Origin of the sequence: Actinomadura violacea, assembly GCF_017573465.1 — a bacterium.
In the GTDB taxonomy this organism is placed as follows: domain Bacteria; phylum Actinomycetota; class Actinomycetes; order Streptosporangiales; family Streptosporangiaceae; genus Spirillospora; species Spirillospora violacea.
Map to the genome: position 1 here is coordinate 14,177 of NZ_JAGEPF010000025.1, position 15,768 is coordinate 29,944.

Here is a 15,768-nt window from a genome sequence, read left to right on the forward strand (position 1 = left end):
GCGGCCGTTTCACCCCGGATCCGCCCGTGTTTCCGGAGTGTGAAACCCCGCTACGGGGTGTTTCGCGGCTGTTTCGGAACCCTCACCGTCTTACCCGCCCGCGGTGACGGATTCCTTTTCCGCCGGTCACGGTCAGGTCCGGGCGAAGGGGCGCCCGGAAAAGACGGCGCCCCGCGACCGCAAAGGGTCGCGGGGCGCCGGTACGCCGGGAGGCTCAGTCGCCGAGGATCGCGTCCACGAACGCCTCGGGCTCGAACGGGGCCAGGTCGTCCGGGCCCTCGCCCAGCCCGACCAGCTTCACCGGCACGCCCAGCTCGCGCTGCACCTGCACGACGATGCCGCCCTTGGCGGTGCCGTCCAGCTTCGTCAGCACCACGCCGGTGATGTTGACGACCTCGGCGAACACGCGCGCCTGCTGCATGCCGTTCTGCCCGGTCGTGGCGTCCAGGACGAGCAGCACCTCGTCCACCTCGGCCTGCTTCTCCACGACCCGCTTGACCTTGCCGAGCTCGTCCATCAGCCCGGTCTTGGTGTGCAGCCGGCCCGCGGTGTCGATGATCACCACGCCGACCCTGGTGTCGATGCCCTGCTTCACCGCGTCGAAGGCGACGCTGGCGGGGTCGGCGCCCTCGTCCTTGCGGACGACCTGCGCGCCGACCCGCGACCCCCAGGTCTCCAGCTGGTCGGCGGCGGCGGCGCGGAAGGTGTCGGCGGCGCCGAGCAGCACCGTGTTGCCGTCGCCGACCAGGACGCGGCCGAGCTTGCCGCAGGTGGTGGTCTTGCCGGTGCCGTTGACGCCGACGACCATCAGCACCGCGGGCCGGTCGCCGTGCCGCTCGGTGCGCAGCGAGCGGTCCAGGTCGGCGCCGATCTGCTTGACCAGCTCCTCCTTCAGCAGCGCGCGGACCTCCTCCGGGCTGCGGGTGCCGAGCACCTGCACCCGGGTGCGCAGGTCGTCGGTGACCTGGCGGGCGACGGCGGCGCCCATGTCGGCGGTGATGAGGGTGTCCTCGATCTCCTCCCAGGCGTCGTCGTCGAGGGTGTCGCGCGACAGCAGCCCGAGGAGGGTCTTGCCGAACGCGGACTGGGAGCGCGCGAGCCGCGCCCGCAGCCGGACGAGCCGGCCCGCGCCGGGCGGCGGCTGCTCGATCTCGATGGTGGGCGGCGGCGCCGGCGCCTCGGTCGGCGGCGCCCGTTCGAGGGTGGGGGCGGCGGCCTCCGCCTCGTCGACGGCGGTCGCGCCGTGCTGCTCGGCGGGCGGCCGCTCGGCGGGCGGGACCGGCGGACGGCGGCGGCGGACCGGGCGGCGCAGCAGCATGACCCCGCCGATGATCAGCGCGACCGCGCACAGCGCGACGATGACGATCACATATTCCATAGCGTCCCCAGTTTTCCAGACCGCCGGCGCCGAACCGAACACCCCGCCGATCACGCGCCCGCCTGCCCGCGCGCGCGAACCTCCCCACGCGCGAAAGGCACGCGCGCGAAAGGCACGCCCGCCGCAGGCGTGCCCGATCAGCCCCGGAGCGGCGGCCCCGGGGACTCCCCCGGTACCGATTCCCGCTCTGAACCCTCCCACTCGTCGACGTTGCGCAACAGGGCCTCGAGGTAGGAGCGCAGATGCGTGCGGTACACCTCGCTGTAGGTGCGCAGGTAGGCGATCTCGCGCTCCAGCTCGCGCCGCCTCTCGTCGCCCGGCTCGTCCGGCGCGCCCGGTGCCGGGGGCGCCGCCGGGACGGGCGGCGGCGCGGCCCGGACCGCGGCGTCGGCGACCTCGGCCGCCTTGCGGTGCGCGTCCTCCAGCATGTGCTCGGCGCGCCCCTTGGCGTCGGACAGGATCGCCTCGCGGTGCAGCCGCGCCTCGTGCGCCAGCTCGCGGGTGTAGCGCTCGGCGTCCGCGACGTACAGGTCGGCGGTCTGCTGGGCCTGCGACAGGATCCGGACGGCCTGGAAGTGCGCGTCCTCGGGGGCCATGACGCCGCCGGCGCCGCGGCCCGCCTGGGCGCGCAGCCGGTTCACCTCCTCGTCCGCCGCGGCCTTCTGGTTGAGGATCTGGACGAGTTCCCGCTCGACGTACTGCAGGAAGTCGCGGACCTGGTCCTCGTCGTAGCCGCGGCGGCCGAGGGCGGCCCGCGCGAACACCACCGACTGCAGCTCGCCGGGGGTCAGCCGGGAGCCGTCGGGCACGACGGGCAGGTTCGGGGAGTTCACGGCGGTCACCTCTGTGCGTCGGCGAAGGTTTCCAGGCGGATGCGGTCGCGCGCGACGCCGGACGCGGCGAGCCGCTCGACGGCGGCCTCCGCCATCGCCGCCGGCCCGCAGACGTAGGCGTCGTGGCCGGGCCAGGGACCGCGCCGGGCCACCACGTCGGGCAGGTCGCCGTGCTCGATACCCTCGTCGGCGGGGCCCTCGTGGCCGGTTCCGCGGCCGCCGCCGGACCGCAGCAGCGCGGAGAAGCCGTGCCCGCCCGAGTCGTCTTGGACGGGCTCGTCCGACACGGCGGGGACGACGGTCAGCCAGGGCAGTTCGGCGGCGAGCTTGCTCAGGTGCTCCAGGTCGTACAGGCCGTCGCGGTCGCGGGCGCCGAAGAACAGGTGCACGCGCGGCGGGACGGGACGGCCCGCGATCTGCTCCAGGATCGCCTTCAGCGGCGCGAGCCCGGTGCTGCCCGCGACGAGCAGCACGTCCCGGTTGGACGACTCGTCGAGCGTGAGCGTGCCGACGGGCGCGCCCATCCGGACGCGGTCGCCGGGCTGGGTGGCGCGGACGAGCACGGGGCTGACGGGCCCGCCGTCCACCAGCCGGACGTGGAAGTCGATGGTGTGGTCGGGGCGCGGCGCGTTCGCCATCGAGTAGTACCGCCAGTGCCGCAGCCGCGACGGCACCTCCAGCGCGACGGACTGCCCCGGCGCGTACGGCAGCGGGCGGTCCGGCTGCACGCGCAGCACGGCGATGTCGAAGCGGCGCCGCTCCGCCGCGACGACCTGGCCGTTCCACCAGGCCGGGCTGGACAGCGCGTCCTGGTCGGCGGCCTCCAGCATGACCTTGGCGACCAGGCTGTAGGCGGCGTTCCAGTCGCTCTCGACGTCGTCGGTCCAGGCGGGCCCGGAGAAGTGCCGGAGCGTGGCGAGCAGGCTCGCGCCGACGTTCGGGTAGTGCTCGGCGACGATCCCGAACCGGCGGTGGTCGCGGCCGAGCTGGCGCAGGAACGGGACGAGCGCGGGCAGGTCGTCGACCTGGGAGACGATCTGCCCGAGCGCGCGCAGCAGCTTGTCGCGCTGCCCGGTCATCCCGATCGGGAACATGTCGCGCAGGTGCGGGTTGCGCACGAACAGGTCGGAGTAGAAGAACAGGGCGACGGCGTCGCCCTGCCCGGCGACGGCGGCGAAGTTGTCCTTGAGGCGCTGGGCGTCCACGCCGCGGTCAGCCGACGGGCTCGGCGGCGGCCTCCGTCATGACCTGGGCGACCAGGCCGTAGGCGGCGGTCCAGTCGCGCTCCAGGTCCTCGTTCCAGTCGGGGCCGCTGAAGTAGGCGAGGGTCGCCAGCAGGCTGGCGCCGACGGGCGCGTAGTGCTCGGCGGCGACGCCGAAACCGTGGTGCCGGCGGCCGAGGTCCTGCAGGAACGGGACGAGCTCGCCGGTGTCGTCGACCGTCGACACGATTTGCGACAGCGCGCCGAGCAGCACCTCGTGCTGCTTGTTCATCGAGGCCGGGAACATGCTCCTGAGCTGCGGTTCCCGGGCGAACAGATCGGCGTAGAAATACTCGGCGACGACAATGCCGTTCGAGCCGACCTGGGCGAAATTGTCCTTGAGTTTCTGCGGGTCCACGGTGTCCTCTCCAGCGGTTCTCCGAGCCCGGGCGGGGTGTCCGGGAGGGGAGCCGGAGAACCACGGGGCACATGACTAGTGGAACGACCGGGCACGCACAAGCCCGTCAGCGTCGCCGCCGGATCACGGTCGGTGCTCGCGTCCGCGCCGTTCACCCGTCACCGGGGAAAATGCGGGGCCCGCAATGCGTTATTGGACGCGAAATATTTCGGCAGAAGATCGTGCACGTCCACGGAATGAGACGGTGGTCTGCCTCACAGCCCATTTGGAATGGTCCAAATTTGTGGGCAAATGAAAGATCAGGCGGACTCCTGGTCGCGGAGCCGCTGGCTCACGACCTGGGTGACGCCGTCGCCGCGCATGCTGACGCCGTAGAGCGCGTCGGCGCCCTCCATCGTGCGCTTCTGGTGCGTGATGACGATGAGCTGCGACGACTCGCGCAGCTCCTCGAACACGGTGATGAGCCGCTGGGTGTTGGTGTCGTCGAGCGCGGCCTCGACCTCGTCGAGCACGTAGAACGGCGAGGGGCGGGCCTTGAACACCGCGACCAGGAACGCGATCGCGACCAGCGACCGCTCGCCGCCCGACAGCAGCGACAGCCGCTTCACCTTCTTGCCCGGCGGGCGGGCCGCGACCTCGACGCCGGTGGCGAGCATGTCCTCCGGCTCGGTCAGCGACAGGCTGCCCTCGCCGCCGGGGAACAGCCGCGCGAAGATCCGCTCGAACTCGCGGGCGGTGTCGTCGTAGGCGGCCGCGAACACCTGCTGCACCCGGTCGTCGACCTCCTTGACCAGGGCGAGCAGCTCGCGCTGGGTCTTCTTCAGGTCGTCGAGCTGGGAGGTGAGGAACGCGTGCCGCTCCTCCAGCGCCGCGAACTCCTCCAGCGCGAGCGGGTTCACCTTGCCGAGCTGGTTGAGCTGGCGCTCGGCGGTCTTGGCGCGCTTCTCCTGGACGGCCCGGACGTACGGCGCGGGCTCGGCGTCCTCCCCCTGGTCGGGGTCGGGCGGGACGGGCTGGTCGGGCCCGTACTCGTTGACGAGGGACTCGACCTCCAGGCCGAACTCCTCCAGCGCGCGCTGCTCCAGCTGTTCGAGGCGGAGCCGCTGCTCGGCGCGCGCGACCTCGTTGCCGTGCACGACGTTGACGAGGCGCTCCAGCGTGCCCGACAGCTCCCGGACCTGGGTGCGGACGACCTTCAGCTCGGCCTCGCGGGCGGACTTGGCCGCCTCGGCGGCCTCCCGCTGCCGGACGGCGGCGGCCAGCGACAGCTCGATCCGGTCCAGCGCGGCGCGCGCACCCTTCAGGACGGCCCTGGCGGTCCTGGCCTGCACCTCCCGGCGGGCGCGGCGCTCGGCGGCGCGGGCGCGCTCCTCGCGCTCGCGGCGTGCGCCGCGCTCCAGCGCGTCGGCGCGTCCGGTGATGGCCTGCACGCGCTCCTCCGCGGTGCGGACGGCGAGCCGCGCCTCCATCTCGGTCGAGCGGAGCGCCTGGCAGCGCGCGGCCAGCTCGTCGCGGGCGTCGGTGTCGTGCCCGGCCTCGTCGGCGACCTCGGCGGCCTCCTCCGACTCGGCGAGCCGCACCGCCAGCTCCTCGGCGGCCTCGGTGTCGCGCTCCAGCGACTCGTTCGCCGCGTCGAGGGCCTTGGTGAGCCGTTCGGCCTCGCCGCGCGCGGCGCGGACGTCGGCCTCCAGCCGCGCGGCGCGCTTGGCCTCCTGCGCGGCCTGCGCGTCGAACTCCCGGAGCCGCGCGCGGACGCGGTCGAGGTCGGACTGCGCCTGGTTCACCCCGTTCTGCGCCTGGTTGGCGGCGGCCTGCGCGGCGTCCAGCGCCGCCTGCGCGGACTGCTCGGCGTCCGCCGACGCGGTCAGCTCCCCGGCGGCGGTCTCCGCGGCGGTCTCGGCGGCGGCGAGGTCCTCGGTGGCCTGGTCGAGTGCGGCGCGCATCTGCAGCAGGCTCTGCCCGCCGCCGGCGGCGCCGCCCTGCGCCCAGTGCGCGCCGACGAGGTCGCCGTCGCGGGTGACGGCGCGCAGCGCGGGCTCGCGGCGGACGAGCGCGGCGGCGGCGGGGACGTCGTCGACCACGGCGACGCCGCCCAGCAGATGGTCGAGGGCGGGACGCACCGCGTCGGGCACCGTCACCGCGTCGGCCGCGTAGTCGACGCCGGGCACGCGTTCCGGCGGGCGGGCGGCTCCCCCGCCGACGAGCAGGCCCGCGCGGCCCGCGTCGCGGGAGCGCAGCAGCGCCAGCGCGGCCTCGGCGGTGTCGAGCGACCCGACCGCGATGGCCTGCGCCGCGTCGCCCAGCGCGGCCGCGACCGCCGTCTCGTAGCCCGGCCGGACCGTCAGCAGCGAGGCGACCGTGCCGAGCACGCCCTCGACCGAGCCGTCGGCGCCGGCCGCGAGCAGCGCCTCGCCGCCGTCGGCGGCGCTGGCGAGGGTCAGGTTCAGCGCCTCGATCCGCGCCTGCAGCGCGGTCGCCTTCTTCTGCGCGGCCTGGTCGGCGGTCCGCGCGGCGGCGACGGCGGAGCGCGCCTCCTGCAGCGCGCGGCGCGGCCCCTCGACGGCGGCGCGCGCCTCCTCGGCGGCGTCCTTGGCGGTCGCCAGTGCCTCCTGCGCCGCCTCGTGCTCGGCGGCGAGCGCCGGGTCCTCGACGACCTCGGCCTCGAACGCCTCGAACTCGGCCTGCGCGGTCTCGGCGCGCTGCCCGGCCTCGTCGCGGGCGTCGGCGAGCCGGCCGATCTCCGAGCGGCCCGCCTGCGCCTTGCTGCGCAGCGCCTCGACGCGGCCGCGCAGCCGCGCCAGTTCCTCGCGGCGGTCGGCGGCGGCGCGCGCGGCGGCCTGCAGCCGGCGCTCCTCCCCGGCGAGCGCCTCCTCGGCGCCGGTGCGCTCCTCGACCGCGTCGGCCAGCCCGTCCTGCGCCTCGTCGAGCGCGGCGCGCAGCATCTCCTCCTGCTCGCGGATCTCGGCGGCCTCGCGCTCCATGTCCTCGGGGTCGCGGCCGCGCCGCTCCTCCTCGCGCGCCTCGGAGGCGTTGCGGTGCCGCTCCGCGGCAAGGTCGGCGACGCCGCGCAGCCGCTCCTTCAGCGCCGACAGCCGGAACCACGTGTCCTGCACCTGCGCGAGCCTCGGCGCCTGCTCGGCCTCCTCGGCCTCCAGGACCGCCTCGCGCTCCTGCGCCTCGCCGAGCGCGCGCTCGGTCTCGGTGCGGCGCTCGCGGATCGCCGCCTCGTCGGCGGCCTCCTGCTCCAGCTTGGTGCGCAGCGTGACCAGGTCGTCGGCGAGCAGCCGCAGCCGCGCGTCGCGCAGGTCGGCCTGGATGACGGCGGCGCGGCGGGCGATCTCCGCCTGCTTGCCGAGCGGCTTGAGCTGGCGGCGCAGCTCGGTGGTGAGGTCCTGGACGCGGGTCAGGTTCGCCTGCATCGCGTCCAGCTTGCGCAGCGCCTTCTCCTTGCGCTTGCGGTGCTTGAGGACGCCGGCCGCCTCCTCGATGACCGCGCGGCGGCCCTCCGGCCCCGAGTGCAGGACGCGGTCGAGCTGCCCCTGCCCGATGATCACGTGCATCTCGCGGCCGATGCCGGAGTCCGACAGCAGCTCCTGGATGTCCAGCAGCCGGCACGAGTCGCCGTTGATGGCGTACTCGCTGGACCCGGACCGGAACATCAGCCGGCTGATCGTGACCTCGGTGTAGTCGATCGGCAGCGCGCCGTCGGAGTTGTCGATCGTCAGCACGACCTCGGCGCGGCCGAGCGGCGCCCGGTTCGCCGTGCCGGCGAAGATGACGTCCTCCATCTTGCCGCCGCGCAGCGACTTGGCGCCCTGCTCGCCCATCACCCAGGCCAGCGCGTCCACGACGTTGGACTTGCCCGACCCGTTGGGGCCGACGACGGCGGTGATGCCCGGCTCGAACTTCAGCGTCGTCGAGGACGCGAAGGACTTGAAGCCGCGCAGCGTCAGGGTCTTCAGGTACACGCGCCCGCCGTCCTCCTCCTGCGCTGCCGGCTCCGGGAATCCGAACGAACGATACCGGCCGCAGGCGGTGCGGGCACGGCACCCGCACGGATGGGAGGCGGATTCGGGGCACGGCCCGGTACGCCGGACGTACGCCCGTTAATACGGCGAATGCCGCATGGAGTCCGAACTCGGTCAGACCAAAAGAGAACCGAGGCTTGACCGGAGATCGACCGCCCGGCGGCGGGCCGAGACGCCCGTCACCGGATGCGGTGGGCAAAACAGAAGGGACGCCTGATGACGGCGTCCCCTGTCCAGTATCAGAAAAAAGGCGCCGATCAGGTCAGCGCAGGTTCACGGTCCTTCACCGCGAGCGACATCACGTCGTCGTCGGTCGCCGTCGCAAGCGCGTCGTTCTCCGCCTGAAGCCGTACGAGCTCGGCTTCCAGGTCCCGTACGCGCTGCTGCAGGCGCCGCATCTCCGCGACCATCCGGGGGTCGGGACCGCCGACGTGGCCGAGTAGAGCCTTCGCCATGACTAAGGGTCCTCCACGCTGAGTAACCAGCAGGGATCGCGCACGAGAAGCATCTGAAGTCGGTGCGCGTATCGTCTAGAGTCGCACCGGCCGGTGTCCTGGTCAAGACGCACATCACAGGCCGGTAACAACCTTCCTCTACTAGTTTAGCAGGTAAAAACCGGAACCCCCTACCCGGTCACCGTTCCAGGAAACCGGCGGCCTCCCCGCGCGGCTCGCTCCACCGCCGCGCCACCCCGGTCACCTTCCCCGGCCGCCCGGGCACACCGCCGGACGCATCGCCGTCCAGCAGCTCCAGCAGCCGCTCGCAGCGCTCGCGCGGACCCTCCGCCACGACCTCCACCCGGCCGTCGCTCAGGTTCGTCGCGCTGCCGGCGAGGCCGAGCTCCAGCGCCCGCGACCGCACCCACCAGCGGAAACCCACGCCCTGCACGCGGCCCCGCACCCACGCGGTCAGCCGCACCGTCTCCTGCTCCGCGTCGCCCATCGCGTCCCCCTCGGATCGTGAACCCGGGCAGCCTAGTAGCGCGCGCGGCGGGGTCTCGGCTGGCACACCGGGCAGCTGTAGGACGAACGGTTCATGAACTCGTCGCGGCGTATCGGCGTCCCGCAGCGGCTGCACGGCTCGTCCCGGCGTCCGTACGCCTCCAGCGACCGCTCGAAGTAGCCGCTCTCGCCGTTCACGTTGACGTACAGGCTGTCGAACGAGGTGCCGCCGACGTCCAGGGCCGCCCCCATGACCTCCCTGGCCGCCTCCAGGACGCGTGCGGCCTCGGCGCGGGTCATCGTCTCGGTCGGCCGCGCCCAGTGCAGCCGCGCCCGCCACAGCGCCTCGTCGGCGTAGATGTTGCCGACCCCGCTGATGAGCGACTGGTCGAGCAGCGCCCGCTTGATGCCGGTCTTGCGGCGGCGCAGCGCGCGGTAGAAGACCTCCGCGTCGAACGCGTCCTCCAGCGGATCGGCGGCGATGTGCACGATCGGCTCGGGGACGAGCGCGCCCGCGTCGAACGCGTCCGGCACCAGGTCGGACACCATGAGGTGGCCGAACGTCCGCTGGTCGACGAAGCGCAGGTCATGGCCGCCGTCGTCGAACACCATCCGGACCCGCAGGTGCTTCTCGCGCTCGCGGTCCGGCTCGCCGACGAGCAGCTGCCCGCTCATCCCGAGGTGCGCCAGCAGCGCCTCCCCCGGCTCGTCCTCCGCCTCGGCGCGCAGCGGCAGCCACATGTACTTGCCGCGGCGGCGCGGCGCGAGCACGGTGCGGGCGGCGAGCCGCCCGGCGAAGTCGGCGGCGCCGGCCTCGTGCCGGCGGACCGACCGCGGGTGCAGCACCTCCGCCGCGGCGATCGTCCGGCCGGACGTCCAGCGCTCCAGCCCCCGCCGGACGACCTCGACCTCGGGAAGCTCAGGCACCGGCGAGCCCGGCGGGACGCGAACCCTTCGCACTGGCCTGCGGCTCCTCCGCGGGCTCCGCGGCCTCCGCGGCGGCGCCCGCCTGCTCGGCCGCCTCCCGCTGCACCACGATCTCGCGGATCGCGTTCCAGGCGGCCTCGGCGGCGTGCTGCTCGGCCTCCTTCTTGCTGCGGCCCTCACCGGACCCGTAGGCGGTCCCGGCGACCCGCACCGACGCGCGGAACGTCTTCTGGTGGTCGGGGCCGCTCTCGGCGACGTGGTACTCGGGCACGCCCAGTTCCTCGACCGCGGTCAGCTCCTGCAGCGAGGTCTTCCAGTCCAGGCCGGCGCCGAGGCCCGCCGAACGGGTGATCAGCGCGTCGAACAGCCGGTGCACGAGCGCGGACGCCTCGTCCAGGCCCTTGTCCAGGTAGACGGCACCGATCAGCGCCTCCAGGGTGTCGGCGAGGATCGAGGCCTTGTCGCGGCCGCCGGTGCCCTCCTCGCCGCGGCCGAGCCGGATGTGCGCGCCGACGCCGAGCGCCCGCGCGACGCCCGCCAGCGCCCGCATGTTCACCACCGCGGCGCGCAGCTTGGCCAGCTGCCCCTCCGGCAGGTCGGGGTGGCCGCGGAACAGGGTGTCGGTGACGACCAGGCCGAGCACCGAGTCCCCGAGGAACTCCAGGCGCTCGTTGGTGGGCAGGCCGCCGTTCTCGTAGGCGTACGAGCGGTGCGTCAGCGCGCGCTCGAGCAGGTCGGCGGTGACCTCGACGCCGAGGGCGGCGCTCAGCTCCGCACGGTCGGGAGCGGGTTCGGACGACTTCTTGCTCACAGGCCCTCCTCGCAGGCCGGGCACCGCGCAGGGCGCGGTCGCCGCAAGGGCGCGGCGGCCGGGGAGGCCGCGACGGCGAGCAAGCACGACGCGTCCGGGCGGGCCCGGAAGGACGCCGTCCGCGAAGACGAGGTGCGCGCCGGTTCGGTTGATCCCGGCGTGCACCACGGCTCCGGGCGCAGGGTCCGCGCCGCTCACCACGCCGACGTCACGCGCCGGGGTGGTCGGGTTGCCGCGCATCCGCGAGGGGCGGGCGCCGGCGCCGCGCCGCGAGGCGCGCCGCCGGCGGGTCCGCCCCCCGGGATGCGAAAAGGCTCAGGCCGACGGGGCGATGACCTGCCGCCGGTCGTAGGTGCCGCACGTCGCGCACGCGGTGTGGGGCAGCTTCTTGTCGCGGCACGTCGGGCACTCGACGAGGGTCGGCGCCGTGGCCTTCCACTGCGAACGCCGGTGCCGCGTGTTGCTGCGCGACTTCTTCCGCTTCGGGACGGCCACGTCAGCCCTCCTGCTTTCCTTGTTGGTCGACTGATCCACGGGGACCGGAGTCCCCGCGTCCCCCCTCGGGAGGCTCCGGCGACGGTTCGCCGGCGAGGTCCTGCAGCGCCGCCCAGCGCGGGTCGACGACGTCGTGGTGGTGGTCCGGGTCGTCCGCCAGCCGTGCGCCGCACTCCGCGCACAGCCCGGGACAGTCGTCCCGGCACAGCGGCGAGAGCGGCAGCGCGAGCAGCACCGCGTCCCGGAGCACCGGTTCGAGGTCGATCAGATCGTCCTCGAGGCGGAGCTCGTCGTCCTCGGCGTTCCCGCCGGAGCGGGTGTCAGGATAGACGAAGAGCTCCTGGAAGTCCGCCTCGAAGGACGAGGCGATCGGGTCCAGGCAGCGGGCGCACTCCCCCTCCAGGGGGACCGTCGCCGTGCCCGTGACGAGCACCCCCTCCAGCACCGCCTCGAGCCGGAGGTCCAGCTCGATCGCGGCGCCCTCGGGGACGCCCACCATCTCGACGCCGAAGTCCTCCGGTGCCGGCACGGACAGGCGCATCTCCCGCGATGACCCGGGTTGCCTGCTGAGAGCTCGGGTGTCGAGCACGAGCGGGGCGTTGGGATCGAGGCGAGACAGCGGAGTCCTGCTTTCGTGAGGCATGGCGAACCGCGGCCGGTGATGGCCGAAGTCCCAGGGTACCGAACACCGGGCGATGCCCCAACTCGCGCCCCCGCCGGGCCGCCCGCCCGGCCCCCGGTCAGGTCTGCTGCTGCAGCCGCTCGACGAGGCGGTCGTGCACGATGTCGGGGACGAGGCCGGAGATGTCGCCGCCGAACTTCACGACCTCCTTCATCAGGCTGGAGGACAGGAACGCGTACTCGGGGTTGGTGGCCATGAACAGCGTCTCCACGCCCGCGATGCGGTGGTTCATCTGCGCCATCTGCAACTCGTACTCGTAGTCGCTGACGGCCCGCAGCCCCCGGACGATCACCGGGATGTCCTGCTCCTTGCAGTAGTCCACGGTCAGCCCGTAGAACTTGTCCACCTTGATGTTGCCGTACTCCTCGGTCACGGCCGTGATCATGTCGGCGCGCTCGTCGACGGTGAAGAGACTCTTCTTGTTCTTGTTGATCAGGACGGCCACGACCACCTCGTCATACAGACGGGAGGCGCGGCTGATGATGTCGAGGTGCCCGTTGGTAACGGGGTCGAACGATCCCGGACAGACGACACGGCGCACGGCGCGAACCCCTTCGGTCCCGGTTTCTGACCTGCGGCGCGAACGTACCAAATCCGGTTCGGCCCGCTTTCACCCGGGCTGCTCCGCCCCAACCCGTCAGCCGCCGAGCGCGTCGAGGATCTTCGCGGCGATCGGGCCGGACTCGATGCCGTAGCCGGACTTCTCCGTCATCACCGCGATCGCGTACCGGGCGTCGCTGCGGGGCCCGAAGCCGATGAACCAGCGGTCGTTGTAGGAGGCGTTCGCCACGTCCGCGGTGCCGGTCTTGCCGCCGAGCACCGAGGTGCCCTTCAGCGTCTTGCCGGTGCCCTTCGTGACGACGGCCTTCATCAGGTCGCGCATCTGGCTCGCCTGGTCGGACGTGAGCGGCCGGGCCATCTCGCCGGGGTGGGCCTGGTCGACGACTGACCCGTCGGCGGCGCGCAGCCTGTCCACCAGGTACGGCTTCATGATCTTCCCGTCGTTGAGCACGCCCGCGGCGACCAGCGCCATCTGCAGCGGGGTCGCGACGGTGCTGCCCTGGCCGATCGAGCCGAGCGCGCTCAGCACCGGCTGGCCGGTCCGCGGGAACGAGCTGGGCGCGGCGGACGCCCCGCCCTCGATCTTGATCCGGTCGCCGAAGCCGAACTTGCCCGCCTGCTCGCGCACCGCGGCGTTGCCGGGGCTCTCGGCGCCCATGTAGGCGAACGTGGTGTTGCAGGACTGGGCGTAGGCGTCGATCAGCGGGATCGGGTTCTGGTCGCACTCGCCGCCGATGTCGCCGGCGTCGTTGTTGATCGGCTGCCCGCCGCCCGGCGCCTGGTAGCTGCGCCCGGCGCGGACCTGCGAGTCCTCGCTCTTGCCCGCGTCCAGGGCGCTGGAGGCGACGATCGTCTTGAACGTCGAGCCCGGCGGGTACACCTCGCCGGTCGCCTTGTTCAGCAGCGGCTTGAGCGGCTCGGAGTTCAGCTGGTCGAACGCCTTCTGCGCCTTGCCGCCGCTGAGCACCGACACGTCGTTGGCGTCGTAGGAAGGCGTGGACGCCATCACCAGGATCGCGCCGGTCCTCGCGTCGATCGCGACCGCGGCGGCCCGGCGCGCGCCGGTGGCCTGCAGGGCCGCGTAGGCGGCCTTCTGCGCCTTGACGTTGATCGTGGCCTCGACCGTGCCGCCGGGGACGTGCTTGCCGACGAGCTTGTCGATCAGGTTGGTGGTGGCGAGCCGCCCGTCGCTGCCGTCCAGGAAGTGGTTCTCCGCGCTCTCCAGCCCGGTCTCGGCGAACGGCGAGAAGTACCCGGTGATCGGCGAGAAGATCTCGCTGTCGGCGTAGTGCCGCTGGTAGGTCTTGCCGTCCGAGGTGAGCTGCGACCAGGCGAGCCGCTGGCCGTCGGCGACGATGGGGCCGCGCTCGACCGTGTTGCGGTCCAGCAGGCGGCGCGGGTTGAGGCTGCTGTCGCGCAGCTCCTGTCCCTGGAAGCCCTGCACGTAGGTGACGTTGGCGAGCAGGGCGATCGTCATCGCCAGGGCGATGACCCAGGTGGCCGCCACGGCTCGGTCGATCCCCGGTTTCATTCCTCCACCATTACCCCGGCGGACGCCGAACGACCTTCTTCGCGGCCGGCTCGCAGCCGTTTCTCGGCGGCCGTTCAGCGGGCGTTCAGCTACGGAGGTTCATGTGCCGAGCGCCCTGCCGTACCAGAACACGGCCTCGCCGTAGCGCCGGTCCCGTTCGCCCTCGTAACCGTCCGGCCAGACGAGGTCGGGCCCGCGGACGGACCGCTCGACGACGACCAGCGCGTCCGGGGCCGTCCAGCCGTGGTCGCGCAGGTCTTCCAGAAGGCCGGTGACGGCGGCGTCCGCCAGCGCGTACGGCGGGTCGGCGAAGACCAGGTCGTACGGCTCGTCCGGCGCGGTGCGCACGAGGCGCTCCACCTTGTCCCCCAGCGGGACGGCCCCGGGCAGCCCGAGCGCGCCGGCGTTCTGCCGGACGACCTTCAGCGCGCGCGGGTGCGACTCGACGAGCAGCGCGTGCGCGGCGCCCCGCGACAGCGCCTCCAGCCCGACCGCGCCCGACCCGGCGTACAGGTCGGCGACGCGCAGCCCGTCGAGCGGGCCGAGCAGCGCCTGCACGGTGGAGAACAGGCCCTCCCGCGCCCGGTCGCTCGTCGGCCTGGTGTCCCGTCCCGCCGGGACGGCGAGCCGCCGTCCTCCCGCGCTCCCCGCGATGACCCTGGTCATCGGTCCAGTCTCCCAGGACCCGGGGCCGCACCGTGCCGCCGGCGGAACCGGCTCCCGCGTACGGCGCCGGACGGCTCGACCGGCCGTCTGACTCGCCCGGCCGACGCGGGTCGTTGCGGAAGGTGCACAAACGACCACTCGTACCGTTGTGAACGTCTCCCTAAATACGGTGACCGCGGTTCACATCGACTACTTGTCGTGTAAACGTGCTCGCAGGTTGTGCAACCCGTACCCCTCAGGAGCCCCTGTGCACCACGGTAGGAGAATCGCGGTGACGGCCGGCGCGACGGTGCTCGGCATCGCCGCCATGAGCGGCGTGTCGAACGCCGACGCCTCCCGGCCCCCCGCCGACCGGTCCCCCTTACGGCTCGCGTCCGCCGGGCATCCGGCGGGAACCCACGAGCATCCGTTGAAGGCCCGCGAGCATCCCGCCCATCCGGCCAAGGTGCGGCATCGGGTGAAGAGTCCCGCGCGCAAGGCGGGCGGGCACAAGGTGAAGGTGAAGCGCGCCAAGGCGACCGCGAAGCCGGCCGCGAAAGCCAAGCCGGCGGCGCCCGCGCTGGACCTGCGGCTGAACGCCACCCTCGCCTACGACCGGCGCACGAACACCGCCGGCGTCGGCCTGGACCTCGGCGCGGGCGTCAGGACGCCGGACGGCGAGGCCGGGCTCCGGGTGCGGACCGGCGCGAGCGTCGGGTTGAACGACGCCACCCTGAAGGCGGGTGCCCGCGTGGACGGCCGCGTCAGGACGCCCGCCGGGAGCGCGAACCTGAAGGTGCAGGCCGGGGGCACGCTGTCGGCCGGGCAGCGGCTGATCCGCGGCAACGTCGGGCTTGACGCGGGGCTGGCGCCGGCGGGCGGCACGCCCGTGTCGGCGCACCTGAACCTCGGCGCCTGCGTCGGCGGCGGCTGCGCGCAGGCCCCGACGCCGCCGAGCCCGCCGACCCCGCCGCCGACGTCGCCCCTGCCTCCGTCGCCGCCCACCCCGCCGTCGCCGCCGACGGGCCCGACCACCCCGCCGAGCCCGTCACCGGTGCCGCCCGCGGGGCCGTCGGCGCCGCTGCTGCCCGACCTGCCGCCCGCGCACGGCGGCGGGCTCGGGTCGGGGGCGACCGCGTCGGCGTTCGCCCCGCCGAAGGGCCTGCCGTTCACCGGCACCGACGCGCTGCCCATCGCCGCGCTCGGCCTGGCCGCCATCACGGCCGGCGGCGCGGCGATCGCCGCGACCCGCAGGCGGTCCGCCGCTCGCGAGTCCTGACCCGCGTCCACGGTCCGGGGGCGTCCCGCCGAGGGGC

At 73.7% G+C, this 15,768-nt stretch carries 15 protein-coding genes; 1 reads left to right on the top strand and 14 read right to left on the bottom strand.

Annotated features, from left to right (window positions below; translation table 11 throughout):
• Positions 1-214: 214 nt before the first annotated feature.
• The 14 genes from ftsY to rsmD form a co-directional block, all read right to left on the bottom strand.
• Positions 215-1,378: a signal recognition particle-docking protein FtsY gene (gene ftsY / locus J4709_RS36200; protein WP_208247835.1), complete on the bottom strand. Its 1,164-nt coding sequence runs from the start codon at positions 1,376-1,378 to the stop codon at positions 215-217.
• Positions 1,379-1,515: 137 nt separating this feature from the next.
• Positions 1,516-2,211: a DivIVA domain-containing protein gene (locus tag J4709_RS36205; RefSeq protein WP_208247837.1), complete on the bottom strand. Its 696-nt coding sequence runs from the start codon at positions 2,209-2,211 to the stop codon at positions 1,516-1,518.
• A gap of 5 nt (positions 2,212-2,216) precedes the next feature.
• Complete coding sequence (locus tag J4709_RS36210) at positions 2,217-3,416, bottom strand: globin domain-containing protein (RefSeq protein ID WP_208247839.1); 1,200 nt, start codon at positions 3,414-3,416, stop codon at positions 2,217-2,219.
• A 7-nt stretch (positions 3,417-3,423) separates the two neighbouring features.
• Positions 3,424-3,831, bottom strand: coding sequence for a globin domain-containing protein (locus J4709_RS36215; RefSeq protein WP_208247841.1), 408 nt, complete (start codon positions 3,829-3,831; stop codon positions 3,424-3,426).
• A 299-nt stretch (positions 3,832-4,130) separates the two neighbouring features.
• Positions 4,131-7,799, bottom strand: coding sequence for a chromosome segregation protein SMC (gene smc / locus J4709_RS36220; RefSeq protein WP_208247843.1), 3,669 nt, complete (start codon positions 7,797-7,799; stop codon positions 4,131-4,133).
• A gap of 317 nt (positions 7,800-8,116) precedes the next feature.
• Positions 8,117-8,314 carry a hypothetical protein gene (locus J4709_RS36225; protein ID WP_021598747.1) on the bottom strand — a complete coding sequence of 66 codons (198 nt, stop codon included), beginning with the start codon at positions 8,312-8,314 and terminating at the stop codon, positions 8,117-8,119.
• 178 nt (positions 8,315-8,492) lie between these two features.
• Complete coding sequence (locus tag J4709_RS36230; protein ID WP_208247845.1) at positions 8,493-8,801, bottom strand: acylphosphatase; 309 nt, start codon at positions 8,799-8,801, stop codon at positions 8,493-8,495.
• A 32-nt stretch (positions 8,802-8,833) separates the two neighbouring features.
• The gene (gene mutM / locus J4709_RS36235) at positions 8,834-9,727 is read right to left on the bottom strand and encodes a bifunctional DNA-formamidopyrimidine glycosylase/DNA-(apurinic or apyrimidinic site) lyase (protein WP_208247846.1); all 894 of its coding nucleotides are present in this window, start codon (positions 9,725-9,727) and stop codon (positions 8,834-8,836) included.
• The gene (gene rnc, locus J4709_RS36240; protein ID WP_307801855.1) at positions 9,720-10,538 is read right to left on the bottom strand and encodes a ribonuclease III; all 819 of its coding nucleotides are present in this window, start codon (positions 10,536-10,538) and stop codon (positions 9,720-9,722) included. The genes mutM and rnc overlap by 8 nt, the downstream gene beginning before the upstream one ends.
• Before the next feature lie 315 nt (positions 10,539-10,853).
• Positions 10,854-11,033 carry a 50S ribosomal protein L32 gene (rpmF, locus tag J4709_RS36245; protein WP_151545395.1) on the bottom strand — a complete coding sequence of 60 codons (180 nt, stop codon included), beginning with the start codon at positions 11,031-11,033 and terminating at the stop codon, positions 10,854-10,856.
• 1 nt (position 11,034) lies between these two features.
• The gene (locus J4709_RS36250) at positions 11,035-11,676 is read right to left on the bottom strand and encodes a YceD family protein (protein ID WP_173099515.1); all 642 of its coding nucleotides are present in this window, start codon (positions 11,674-11,676) and stop codon (positions 11,035-11,037) included.
• A gap of 97 nt (positions 11,677-11,773) precedes the next feature.
• Complete coding sequence (coaD, locus tag J4709_RS36255) at positions 11,774-12,256, bottom strand: pantetheine-phosphate adenylyltransferase (protein ID WP_208247848.1); 483 nt, start codon at positions 12,254-12,256, stop codon at positions 11,774-11,776.
• A 96-nt stretch (positions 12,257-12,352) separates the two neighbouring features.
• Complete coding sequence (locus tag J4709_RS36260) at positions 12,353-13,807, bottom strand: penicillin-binding transpeptidase domain-containing protein (protein WP_208247850.1); 1,455 nt, start codon at positions 13,805-13,807, stop codon at positions 12,353-12,355.
• 99 nt (positions 13,808-13,906) lie between these two features.
• A complete protein-coding gene (gene rsmD, locus J4709_RS36265) occupies positions 13,907-14,473 on the bottom strand; it encodes a 16S rRNA (guanine(966)-N(2))-methyltransferase RsmD (RefSeq protein ID WP_208247853.1) in 567 nt (188 codons plus the stop codon).
• A 271-nt stretch (positions 14,474-14,744) separates the two neighbouring features.
• On the opposite strand from rsmD, the gene J4709_RS36270 reads away from it, so the two are divergent.
• Positions 14,745-15,731 carry a hypothetical protein gene (locus J4709_RS36270; RefSeq protein ID WP_208247855.1) on the top strand — a complete coding sequence of 329 codons (987 nt, stop codon included), beginning with the start codon at positions 14,745-14,747 and terminating at the stop codon, positions 15,729-15,731.
• The last annotated feature ends 37 nt before the right edge of the window (positions 15,732-15,768 follow it).

What these genes read in the sequence shown, in the direction of transcription:
- ftsY (WP_208247835.1), bottom strand. Translation starts at nt 1,378, where the DNA reads ATGGAATATGTGATCGTCATCGTCGCGCTGTGCGCGGTCGCGCTGATC.
- J4709_RS36225 (WP_021598747.1), bottom strand. Translation starts at nt 8,314, where the DNA reads ATGGCGAAGGCTCTACTCGGCCACGTCGGCGGTCCCGACCCCCGGATG.
- J4709_RS36230 (WP_208247845.1), bottom strand. Translation starts at nt 8,801, where the DNA reads ATGGGCGACGCGGAGCAGGAGACGGTGCGGCTGACCGCGTGGGTGCGG.
- J4709_RS36250 (WP_173099515.1), bottom strand. Translation starts at nt 11,676, where the DNA reads ATGCCTCACGAAAGCAGGACTCCGCTGTCTCGCCTCGATCCCAACGCC.
- J4709_RS36260 (WP_208247850.1), bottom strand. Translation starts at nt 13,807, where the DNA reads ATGAAACCGGGGATCGACCGAGCCGTGGCGGCCACCTGGGTCATCGCC.
- rsmD (WP_208247853.1), bottom strand. Translation starts at nt 14,473, where the DNA reads ATGACCAGGGTCATCGCGGGGAGCGCGGGAGGACGGCGGCTCGCCGTC.